The sequence below is a fragment of the Paenibacillus sp. J2TS4 genome (assembly GCF_018403245.1).
In the GTDB taxonomy this organism is placed as follows: Bacteria; Bacillota; Bacilli; order Paenibacillales; family NBRC-103111; genus Paenibacillus_L.
This window is the reverse complement of the sequence record NZ_BOSH01000004.1, coordinates 87,904-99,113: the sequence shown is the minus strand read 5'-3', so window position 1 is coordinate 99,113 and position 11,210 is coordinate 87,904. Positions and strand designations below refer to the sequence as shown.

At 49.8% G+C, this 11,210-nt stretch carries 9 protein-coding genes; 1 reads left to right on the top strand and 8 read right to left on the bottom strand.

Annotation, left to right across the window (positions count from 1 at the left end):
- Window positions 1-235: 235 nt before the first annotated feature.
- Window positions 236-1,429 carry a DegT/DnrJ/EryC1/StrS family aminotransferase gene (locus KJS69_RS10610; RefSeq protein ID WP_213583737.1) on the bottom strand — a complete coding sequence of 398 codons (1,194 nt, stop codon included), beginning with the start codon at window positions 1,427-1,429 and terminating at the stop codon, window positions 236-238.
- A gap of 179 nt (window positions 1,430-1,608) precedes the next feature.
- Here KJS69_RS10610 and KJS69_RS10605 point away from each other — a divergent pair, with 179 nt between their 5' ends.
- Window positions 1,609-3,009, top strand: a complete 1,401-nt coding sequence (locus tag KJS69_RS10605; protein WP_213583736.1) for an extracellular solute-binding protein — start codon at window positions 1,609-1,611, stop codon at window positions 3,007-3,009.
- Here KJS69_RS10605 and KJS69_RS10600 read toward each other — a convergent pair.
- From KJS69_RS10600 to KJS69_RS10570, 7 genes are all read right to left on the bottom strand, one after another.
- Window positions 2,984-4,045, bottom strand: a complete 1,062-nt coding sequence (locus tag KJS69_RS10600) for an alpha/beta hydrolase family protein (protein WP_213583735.1) — start codon at window positions 4,043-4,045, stop codon at window positions 2,984-2,986. The genes KJS69_RS10605 and KJS69_RS10600 overlap by 26 nt on opposite strands.
- A 174-nt stretch (window positions 4,046-4,219) precedes the next feature.
- Complete coding sequence (locus tag KJS69_RS10595; protein ID WP_213583734.1) at window positions 4,220-5,473, bottom strand: DegT/DnrJ/EryC1/StrS family aminotransferase; 1,254 nt, start codon at window positions 5,471-5,473, stop codon at window positions 4,220-4,222.
- A gap of 50 nt (window positions 5,474-5,523) precedes the next feature.
- Window positions 5,524-7,221, bottom strand: coding sequence for a polysaccharide deacetylase family protein (locus KJS69_RS10590; protein ID WP_213583733.1), 1,698 nt, complete (start codon window positions 7,219-7,221; stop codon window positions 5,524-5,526).
- A 104-nt stretch (window positions 7,222-7,325) separates the two neighbouring features.
- Window positions 7,326-8,228 carry a Gfo/Idh/MocA family protein gene (locus KJS69_RS10585; protein WP_306434406.1) on the bottom strand — a complete coding sequence of 301 codons (903 nt, stop codon included), beginning with the start codon at window positions 8,226-8,228 and terminating at the stop codon, window positions 7,326-7,328.
- A gap of 611 nt (window positions 8,229-8,839) precedes the next feature.
- The gene (locus tag KJS69_RS10580; protein WP_213584110.1) at window positions 8,840-9,088 is read right to left on the bottom strand and encodes a hypothetical protein; all 249 of its coding nucleotides are present in this window, start codon (window positions 9,086-9,088) and stop codon (window positions 8,840-8,842) included.
- 161 nt (window positions 9,089-9,249) lie between these two features.
- On the bottom strand, window positions 9,250-10,122 hold the full coding sequence (gene galU, locus KJS69_RS10575; protein ID WP_213583731.1) for a UTP--glucose-1-phosphate uridylyltransferase GalU: 873 nt from the start codon (window positions 10,120-10,122) through the stop codon (window positions 9,250-9,252).
- Window position 10,123: 1 nt separating this feature from the next.
- Window positions 10,124-10,972, bottom strand: a complete 849-nt coding sequence (locus KJS69_RS10570; RefSeq protein WP_213583730.1) for a PHP domain-containing protein — start codon at window positions 10,970-10,972, stop codon at window positions 10,124-10,126.
- Window positions 10,973-11,210: the final 238 nt, after the last annotated feature.

Genomic DNA, 11,210 nt, shown 5'->3' with positions numbered 1-11,210 from the left:
CAAATAGTACCATGGTAGTGGCTTACTTGCCATATAGAGACAATAAAGACATTAGCCTATGGCAATTTTTAATATTTTTCCAGCGATAAGGGTGAACGAGTCGCCAGTGCCTTAATTAGGCTATATATGAACTCTATTATTCTGAAGAAAAACCGAAGTGAATCTTCTTTATCGCCAAATAGAATGTGGTAAAGAAAACAGCCGCATCCGCGGCTGATGGATAACCCGGTTTACTTTACGAATACGAGCGCATGACCTTCTGGATAGCTTTAGCGATTTCATGAATATCCTCATCGGTTCCAAGAAGCATGTTCTGGACTAACCACAGCACTTCCTTCTCGCTGGCTCGCTCACTGACCGGACAATCGAATTCACGGCGTTTACCAGTCCATTTTTCAATTTCTGCAAGAACGGCCTTGTTTTTGTTCAGTGGGACATAGCCGGGGCTCGCTCCGATTCCTTCTGCACCAAGCTTGGCTATCAAATCGTCCTTGCTGACCCGATCCGTCCATCCGGAAGCGATTTTGAACATATAGAGATGGTAGGCATGGGTAGTAATTCTGGGATCTCTCTTAAACACCTCTATCCCTTCGATGTCCTGCAGCAATTCCGTAAGCAGCTTTGCGTTTTTCTCACGAAGCGCGATTTGTTCATCCAGGCGGGTCATTTGGCCAAGCAGGATAGCCGCCTGAAATTCCGTCATCCGTAAATTCCAACCGATATGCTCGTGCTGGTACCAGCCGCCTTCCCGAATACGCCCCACATTAGCCAGTGACCAGGCCATCTCGGCCACAGCTTCATTGTTAGACAGAATCATTCCGCCTTCGCCCGAATTAATATTTTTACTGGACTGAAAGCTGAATGTTCCCAAATCTCCAATCGCTCCTACACCTACATTTTCCCATCGGCCTCCTACGGCTTGGGCAGCATCTTCAATCAGCCGCAGCTGATGCTTCTGGGCAATTTCCTTCAATCGAGTCATATTGGCCGGGGCACCCGCAATATGTACGGCGATAATGGCCTTGGTCTTGTCTGTAATCGCCGCCTCGACCTTATCCGGATCCAGCAGCAGGGTGTCTGGATCGACATCGACAAAAACCGGAATAGCCCCAAACATTAGAGCTGAGGAAGCGGTTGCAATAAATGTATAGGGTGGCATGATCACTTCATCCCCTGGCTGTACCCCTGCTGCCTGCAGAGCTACCGTAATCGCAACCGTCCCGTTAACTACCGTAACCGCATATTTAGCGTCATGATAGGCTGCGAACTTCTCCTCCAGCTCAGCCAGCTTGATTCGGGCCGTTCCTCCCCACTCTCCGGATTGAAGCACCTCCATCAGCAGCTTCTGCTCTACCTCACCGTGAATAGGCCATTTGGGAAAAGGCTTTGTTCTAACAGGAGTTCCACCGTCAATCGCCAATTTGTCCATCTTGAACCCTCTTTTCTGGAAATAATAAAAAGATATAGGTATGATACACGTAACCTCATTATAAGCTTACTTTTCGATGATTTCCAGCCTTTTTGTCAAAGATGTAAAATATGTCGTCACTGTATATCCGTGTTATAATAGGAGAATCCAATTATATAACAGAAGGAAGATCAGAAACGATGAGGAGAGAAAATGAATTTCTATACTCGCAGTTAGCCCAAATATTGCGTGACCAGATTTGGTCAGGCTTCATCAAGCCCGGACAATATTTAATGTCCGAGAACGAATTATGCAAATATTATGGGATGAGCCGAACCTCTGTCCGGAAATCTTTGGAGCAATTGGCCAAGGAAGGGCTGGTGGTCAAACGGGTCGGACAAGGCACCATGGTGGCCCCCAACCTTAAAATTCCGGTAAAAAATCAGAAGGTTCTGCGAATACTGGCGACTTCCCCTTCGCATTTTATTGATCACTGCATGCCGTATTTGCTGGAGGAATTCAAGCAGCTCTATCCTAATGTCGATGTAAAGGTGCTGCGCTTCCCCACTTCGGATTTCTGGGAATCGGTCCGTGTCAGCCGCGAAGCCGGGCTGCAGCCTGACCTCGTCTTTGTTACCGACAGACAATTGGCAGAACTGGATGACCCTGAGCTGTCGCTGGACTTGAGCGAACCATTGAAGGATAGCTTGCCGATGATCTATCCGAGGCTGATTGACTCCTTCCGAGCGGGGGACAAGCTGCCCGCCACTCCCATAACCTTCTCCACCGTTTATCTAGCCTATAACCCTGAGCTCTTTGAACGCTGCGGAGTAACCCCTCCTGCCCCCGATTGGACCCAGGAGGATTTCGTCCAAGCGTCACAGCAGTTGACGATGGATACGGACGGAGACGGGATCATAGATCAATACGGCTTTTCCTTATCCTCCTCCATTAGTCGTTGGCCGGTCATCGCCATGCAGAATGGAGTATTCTTTAACAAAGAGTCCAGTAAAGAAGGAGTTCAGGAGACACTCCGTTTCCTGCACGACATTTTGTTTCGCAACCGTTCAGCTCATCTGTACCAGTTTTCCAGACTGCTCAATTCCGAAGCCTTTGCTATGGGAAAAACAGCGATGGTTCTGACAACATCCATCGAATTGGCCGGCCTGAGAAATCTGCCGCTTAATTTCGAACCGCTGGTCGCCCCGCTGCCATTTGGCGACCGCAAGGCGACCCTTATGGTGGCCAATGCGCTGCTGATCCCTACGGATGCCGGAGACAAGGATTTGGCCTTGCAGTTTCTACAAATGGCTTATGCCCCGGAGGTGCAGGAGAAGATTTGCCGGATGACCCGTTTTTTATCGATCCTCCAGCCGATCAACAACAAGCTGTGGGATAAGCCCTATCTCGAATCGCTCAATATTGTCTCGGACAAGATTGACAACTCCTACTTTTTACATGAGCTGTTCGAAGATTTCAGCCTGATTGAAGAGTTGGAAGCCGAGATGGAAATGTATTGGGCCGGAATGGAATCGGCCACCTCCTTTGCCGACAAGCTCTATGAAATTATTAGCGTTAAGGAGTCGGATCGCTCGTCTTAGCAGGCTTGTCATTATTCAGCCATCTATCCAAAAAGCGATAGGCCAGCAGCCGAATTTCATCAGGAAAATCGTGGCCGGAATTGCCCATTAATGAAACAAAGGCTTGTTCCGCACCCATCCACTTATACAGCTTATCCAATTCCCCCAGCGCCTCCAATATGAGCTTCCAATGCGGAAAAATTCGATCCTGTTGGGCACTCCAATTAAAAAACGGAGTCGGTGCGGCCAAGGCTGCAATTTCATGGAACTCGAAGGGGACCCTCCCCTTCTCCGCCTCCTGTGAGACGACGGGCAAATGGCTAAACCAGTCTCGCTGACCCCAGCGATGCATCTCCTCGTCTCCGGCGAACGTGCTGAATCCGCAGCTGGAGACGACGGCCTTGATGCGTTCGTCGGCTCCAGCCAGAAAGAAGGCGTTATAACCGCCGAGCGAGTGGCCAATGGCGCCAATCCGTTCCGGATCGACATAGTCCAGAGTGGTGAGCAGATCCAGTCCGTATTGGTGGTCAGTCATCATTTTACCGACTGCACTCCATTCTTTATACTGCTCATAGAAGGGGGCCGTTTGGTAGGGCTCACTGCCTGCGTAGACTCGCTCTCCGGCTGTTATCGTATCCGGAGCGAGGACGACATATCCGCGGGAGACGAGCTCCAACCCATATTTCCGGCCCTCCCTGCCGGACGGGGTGGCCACATCATCCTTGCCCTCGGGAGCCGTAGGATGCAGAGCGAGAACGGCGGGGTATCGCTTCCCTTGTGCCAGGGCGGACCCATCGCTCGGAATCAGCAAATAGGCCGGAACCTTATCTCCATAGGCGGTCTTATAGACGAGATGAAGACGGAGGTGGTCGGACTCCTGGCTCTCAGACAATACCTCGTACTGGATAGGCTCTCTGGAGGGAAGCCCCCCTACAACCTCCATCCATCTGTCGAAGATTCGACTCCGCTTGTGCAGCCACTGGTCCTGCGATTCAACGCGCTCAAGCAGAGGCGGAATCCCTGATGAGTTCAAATCAGATTTGTCATATCCTTGCATCTGGCTTTCTCCCCTTCTGTATGCTCTTAAATGATTTCTTTATTATGGAGTATCGGAGTAACAGGGCAGGAATGGTTCATCACGGAAGAGGCAGCTTCCGGTATAGAAAAGCCTCCAGGAATCCCTGAAGGCTTAACCGGATGGCTGCCCAACATTGTTGATGGCGACTTAATATTAGCTTTTGCGATAATGCAGAGCGACCTTACGGATTCCCGCAATGATCTCTTCTACATCCTGATCGGTATAGAATTCATTCACACCCAGCCGGATAGCTGTATCCAATATCTGCTCCGCATTGGGGCAGAGCCCTTTCTCATAAGTAACCTCTGTCAGGTTGAAAGGATACTGGGTTCCCGGATAAGCATGCCGCTCCTGAAATAGACTTTGCAAATACACTACAGTTTTGATATACCCGGGGGTATTGGGGATTCCTTCCGCATTCAAAGCCTCGCTAAACTGTTCCCGTGTACAGGTTAGCTCCTCTTCTTTGATTCGAAGCATATAGAACCAGTAGCTCGATTCCGCTCCCTCTGTAATGGCATGAACCGAAATCCCCGGCAGATTTTGAATGCCCGCTGTAATCCGATCGCCGTATTCCTTGCGCCGATCACAAATCCATTCCAGCTTCTTAAGCTGAGCAATTCCGACGGCTCCTTGCAGCTCCGTCATCCGATAGTTAGGTGCCAAGTAGCTAAGGTCCCGATGGAAGACGTTGCCGAAGCGGTTATAGTTTTTATCCGCAAAAGCGTGGGTAATATAGTAATCCTCTTCTTCTCCCGAGTTGACCGTCACAATTCCTCCGTCGCCGGTAGAAATATGTTTAAAGTCATTTGTACTGAAGCAGCCATAGTCTCCTATCGTCCCGGCTAAGCGGCCTTTATAACGGCAGAGATAGCTTTGTGCACAATCCTCAATAACTTTAATACCGTGTTTTTTTGCAAGTGCCATGATGGGGTCCATATCGCACGGATTGCCAGCCAAATGTACGACAACGATCGCTTTCGTCCGTTCTGTAATTCGGGCCTCGATCGATTCGGCCGTCATATTATACGTATGCGGGTCCAAATCGGCAAATACCGGAATCGCGTTCTGATAAAGAATACCGATCAAAGTCCCCTGGTCCGTAATCGGACTCGTAATCACCTCATCGCCGGCCGTTACTCCAGCCGCCCCAAGCGCGACATGAATAGCCGCCGTTCCAGAGGAAGCGGCCACGCTGTATTTAACCCCATACATCTCGTTAAAATCGTTAAGAAATTGCTTCACTTTTCCACCGAAATGATAAAACAGCGTGTTCTGCTCCAAAGCCTCGATCAGTTCCTTAACTTCCTCCATCCCGAACCTTTTCCCAGTTCCAAAAGGAGTCGTCTTAACCGGTGATCCGCCCAGAATCGCCAACTTGTCTTGTGCCGCCACTTTTCCACTCATTCTGTCATTCTCCTTAATATGTGTTATGATAGCTTGCTCTTTCCATCTGATTACACGGAGGTTCTAGACAGGACTTGCTTAACACATGGGATTCCGTATTTCATTTCGACAGCAGCGCCAGTCTCTGCCCCATCGGGAAGAGGAATCCATACGACAACCCCATCCACTTCGGCTCCGTTCTCCACGATCGCTTTCCCCTGTTCGTTCACTTCTTGAACAATGATTGTTCTTCTAGCCCGCTCCCAATCATTAATTTCCTTACAGGTCCAGAATACGAATCCTCTGCTTTTCGCTTCGCGAACGACCTTGCGCAAAGCATCGGCCACCTTGGGCTGCGTCTGGATATGAATTTGATGGAACAGGAAGTGTGCCACTCCTTCGACTTTCATTGCCTGCTCTAAGAACGGAACGATCACGCTGGAATCTGCGAGAGTCTGATGATCCAGATCCTGAGTCAGGAAGCCGACTTGCAATACGTCGTACAGCCGGTTATGTTCATCTGACCAGGAAATCGGGAAATAGGGGTGACAAGTACCAAACAAAAACCCGATATTTCCTCTTTTACTTGGTCCTCTCGTCTGGTCCGCCGCAATTCCGTTCTTCTCGCAGAACTTGAACAGCTCTCCCCAGCCCTCAAAACGGGTATAGTGGTTTTTATTCGATGTAATTTCAGTCAGACCCGTAGCTGCTCTCATCCATTCGAGCTGCCGGTTAAATTCATCTTCCCCCCAGCGGCCATTTTGACTATCCAATGCGTTGTAATGGAAAGCGAGCTCATGACCTGCCTCCTTGACTTGATCATAAATATAAGAGCTGTAACCGGGCTCGAGCATACACCAGCTGGAACGAATGCCGCATTCCTTTAATACTTCCAATGTCGCTTCTGCATGTTCGTCCTGATTAATATCACTATCGTGGGAAATCAGGGCGACATAAGGAACGCCTTCCGGCCAATAGCCAAGGAAGGGAAGCGTCAGTCCCATCCCCACAGCTCTTTTCAGGAGATGATGGATCAGAGCCTCTCTCCATAAATCAGCATAAGGATGCGCGTAATAAGGGGTCCCCTGTTCTGTATAAAGCCTGTCGTACTCCCAATCCATCTCACACTTGTCGTCGGCTTTCAATATTCCTTCGTCCAGATTGGCAGTCCCATCCTCCGCCGGAATTCCATCCTCCCAAACCGGACCAGAGCCTTGCTGCAGGGCCACAATCGTATAGGGGATATCCACCGACCACCGATCAATGAAGCCTTCTCCTATCCGGAAGCGAATAAGCGCGGGACCGGATTCCTCGCCGTCAGGCTTATCCTTATGCAGCATTCCTTGTGCTTCGACGACCATCCCTGCTTCTGCAGTGTGGAACCATGGTCGGGACCGGAGATAGCGCAATGGTCTTTCGTCTCCGCCTTCCTTGGGCAGAGAGGCGTAGCCCGGGGACGGGGCGGGGCGCTCCACACATCCCAGCCCTCCTGTAAGCCGATTGAGACCCGCATACGAAATCACCCCCCCGCCTTGCTCCGCAAATTGGCGCAGCTTGGCGGCCTTTTCCTCTTCTTCCCCACTTAAAGCGACAATTAGAATATCCAGACTATTCCGATCGGCTTGGTCCGGACTGTCCAACCACCGATAAGGGATTCCGGCATGGGATAGCACTTCGCCTAAGTATGTCTCAAACACGTTTTGTCCAAATGCCCATCGTTTTGTGGCGGCCTGCTTGTCGAGCAGAATGCCGACCCTTGCCATTTTCATATACGCTGTTCCCCTTTTCCCCATAGATTTATTGTTCTATCCGAAGTCGATCTGCCACAGTCCGCTCTGTGGCGTTATATCGTAGATCTATTCTTATGAAGGGCTTATAGAAGAACCGTTTTTCCAGTCTCACGGCTTTCGTTGGCCGCTTCAATAAATCGGATGATTTGCTCCGTTTCTTTCGGGTCGATCGCTGGAACTCCGGTTGTGAACATTCCCATAATTTTCTCGAGCATGCTGGCATAGTATGGTTTCGGGTGAGTATAGACGTCGACAAATTGGGTGTCCTGCTCCCGATGAACAAGGGCTCCAAATTGATTATTTCCTTTTCTGTTGCCTCGCAGGGTGCCGATTCTACCATCCGACCATACACCTACTGCCAAATCATGATCCTCATTCGTCGTTACCGTTACCGACTTGCAGCCGGTGCCAAGAGCGGTAAACAGCATTTCTACCGTATGTATTCCATACCAGAACAAGCCAGGCTGAGTAGGCTGGATAGCCATTGGCCCATAGACATCCATCCCGATAATCGCTCCCTTGTCCCCGGTAGCCAACACTTCGGTCAATCCTTCTGCATAACGCAGAGCGGACGCGCTCATTAACGGCACGTTATGTTCACGGGCCAATTTAAACATTTCGGAAGCATCCGAGGACGATAAAGTGAACGGCTTATCGATGAACACCGGCTTTCCGTAAGGAGCTATCTTGGCAAATTGTTCTCTATGCACCCGACCGTCAACAGATTCCAACAGAATCGCATCGCTCAATTCAGCTACCTGCTCTACAGAGTCTACAATTTGAACCCCGTACTTGTCCTTCATCGTTTCGGTATATCCGGCCACACGTCCGATGCTAAGCTCAAAATCCTCCGAACCGCCCGGGTAAGCAACAACCACTTCCGCGCCCGGCACATGGTAAGTATGATTCGTGTCAGTCAAAAGTTCAGCAAAAGCCGGTACGTGAGAAGTATCCAGGCCAATCATTCCTATTTTAATCTTGTTCATCTTGCTCATCTCCCATTAAATACATTTTGGCGAAACCGGATACACCGAGGCCGAGAACCACCGTTTCCGGTACTGGTCATTAGACTGAACAACCGTCCACAGTGGAATTTACTCCCTCTCATGATGTATCGCTACTTGCTTCCTACACTTGTATACAACTTGTATTCGAGTTAACCATAACCCTAACCAGGCTCTATGTCAATAGAAATTAACGGTCTAAAAATAGGAACTTCACCCTCGCCAACCGTGCTCCGGCGAGCTTCACTAAAAGGTCTTCAAGACAGCAGCCTAAGCAAGTTTTATAACGAATTTCGTGGTGTCTGAATTCTCTTTTAAGCGCGGTCTCCCGCATTAGTTCCCATTATAGAAGACACATCCAGCAAAAACAGGAAACAATTTTTACGAATACTAAAAAATATTGCCCACTTTTATTGAGTCTTCAACTTTTTCCATATAGAGCGCCAGCAATTTCTGGATACTGCCGGTATGCAGGATATAATTTTATCGGACACTTAAACATTCTCTTCCGTCCAATAATTAAGCTCCTACAAAATACAGGTCCATTGCACATAAAAAACGGCCCCGAGTGGAGCCGTTGATCTTTGCCCGCCTCAAAACTTGTGACGGGATCTTAAAATAATGACTAGCAGAATGAACAGGACGAGGATCACCCCGACTGAGTCGCATGCTCCAGCCCCAACCGGGGAGACAGGATGACAAGGAAACGGCTCGAACGGATACAGGGCAGCCGGAGCTACATTAGGCATCACGTTGGGATATACATTAGCGGCGTGAATATTAGCAAGGCCGAACGGAGAAACCATCATATTCGCTTTTGAATTTGGACCCAAGCTGGACAATAGAATCAACTCCTCACTGGACTAATGAACACAATGTATACTATGTTGCTGGTGAGGAGCGGATTGGATAGTTGCCCACGGGCTGTACAAAAAGGTGTTTGCCTAATGAAATAGCCGGGGCAAACCGCAAAAACAACCGCAGTTGACTAGTGCTTGGCAAATTAGTCCCAGGATTCAGTCAATCTGCTTAAGTATTGCTTCAAATGGGGGGCAAGGTCCTCCCTTTGCAAAGCTAGTTCTATCGTAGCCTCAATGTAGCCCAGCTTATCTCCAACATCATATCTTCTGCCTTGCTGCAGGAAGGCCAGCATGGGCTTGCTCTGGTTCAGCACCCGCAGGGCATCCGTCAGCTGAATTTCCCCTCCCCTTCCGGGCTTGCAGGTTTCGAGAATCGAGAACACTTCCGGCTCGATCACATAGCGTCCGATAACCGCCAGATTGGATGGAGCCTGATCCCGATCCGGTTTCTCGACCAAATCGCGAATTGTCGCCACAGAAGTGCTTCGGGACGAGGGAGACACAATCCCATAACGATCCACCTCATTCCAAGGCACTTCTTGAACCGCGATTATCGACGTCTGAGCTTCCTCATATAAGTCCATCATCTGGCGAATGCAGGGAGGATTGGAGTCGATCACATCGTCTCCCAGCAGCAGAGCGAACGGTTCATCTCCGATAAACTTTCTGGCGCAGAGCACGGCATGACCGAGCCCAAGCGGCTGTTTCTGACGGATATAGTGAACGTCAACCAGGTTGGACACTTGACGGACAACGTTCAGCAGTTCCTCGTTTCCTTTCTCCTCCAGCAGCATTTCCAGCTCAACCGATTTGTCAAAATGATCTTCTATCGCCCGTTTGTTACGCCCGGTAACGATAATGACATCTTCTATTCCGGAATTAATCGCTTCCTCCACTATGTATTGAATAGCCGGTTTATCGACAATCGGAAGCATTTCCTTCGGTTGTGCCTTCGTGGCGGGAAGGAAGCGGGTGCCCAGCCCGGCCGCCGGGATAATTGCCTTGCGTATAGTCATACTAATCCCCTCTTCGCTTTTGTAATGATTCCAGTACGGACCATTCCGCTTTGCGATTACCGATCGGTCCGTGAAAAACTTGGCCATGGCGCTCGCCATGAAAGTCCGACCCGGCAGTTACCGCCAAATGATAACGTGCGGCCAGCTCTCTGTACTTCTCTTCCTCCGCAGGGGAATGATCCGAATGGCAAGCTTCTATTCCATCCAAACCGTAACGAATGATTTCTTCAACCAGCTCATCGTTCCGATATATTCCCGGATGAGCGAGAACAGCGGCACCGCCGGCCTCGTGTATCCAGTCGATCGCTTCCTTCGGTCCGATCCGCGGCGGGTTAACGTAAGCAGCGCCACCGGTTCCCAAGTATTTGTCAAACGCCTCTTCCATCGACTGAACGTAACCTTTGCTTACCAGCAGTTCCGCAATATGAGGACGACCGATAGTCTCATCCTTGCCCCGATCTTTACTCGCATTCGCTATAACTTCCTCTAACGATACATCCAGCCCGAGCTCCCGCAGCTTCTCCAGCATCCATTCATTTCGTCGGTCTCTAATTTGCCGCAGCTTCTCCAGACGATCCAGAAACACCGGGCACCGCTCATCCATATAGTAGCCCAGCACATGAATATCCTGCCCTCCGGCTACGGTGCTGATTTCCACTCCCGGAACGACAAGGATTCCCAATTGATCCCCGGCCCTCCTTGCTTCTTCTATTCCCGCCACCGTATCATGGTCCGTAATGGCCACACCGGACAAGCCGGCTCTGTAAGCTAATTGAACATTCTCCGCTGGAGATTGTGTGCCATCCGAAGCGTTCGTATGAGTGTGTAAATCTACAAATCGTCCTGACATAACCTCATCCTTCCCGTCAATTGTCTGAACTATAATGTTATTATACCAAACCCTGACAGAAGAAGGATATGCGGGATTGCGACTGACAACCGGTAACCGCCTCTAATAATCCTTATTTTAAAAAAGTGCCGATATTCCTGTCGTCACGGAAGAATCCATTTCAAGCGCAAACGGCTATCGCCGTCCTGTGGTGGCTGACTAACGTTTCACGATGAATCATAAGCATGATTAGAATGGG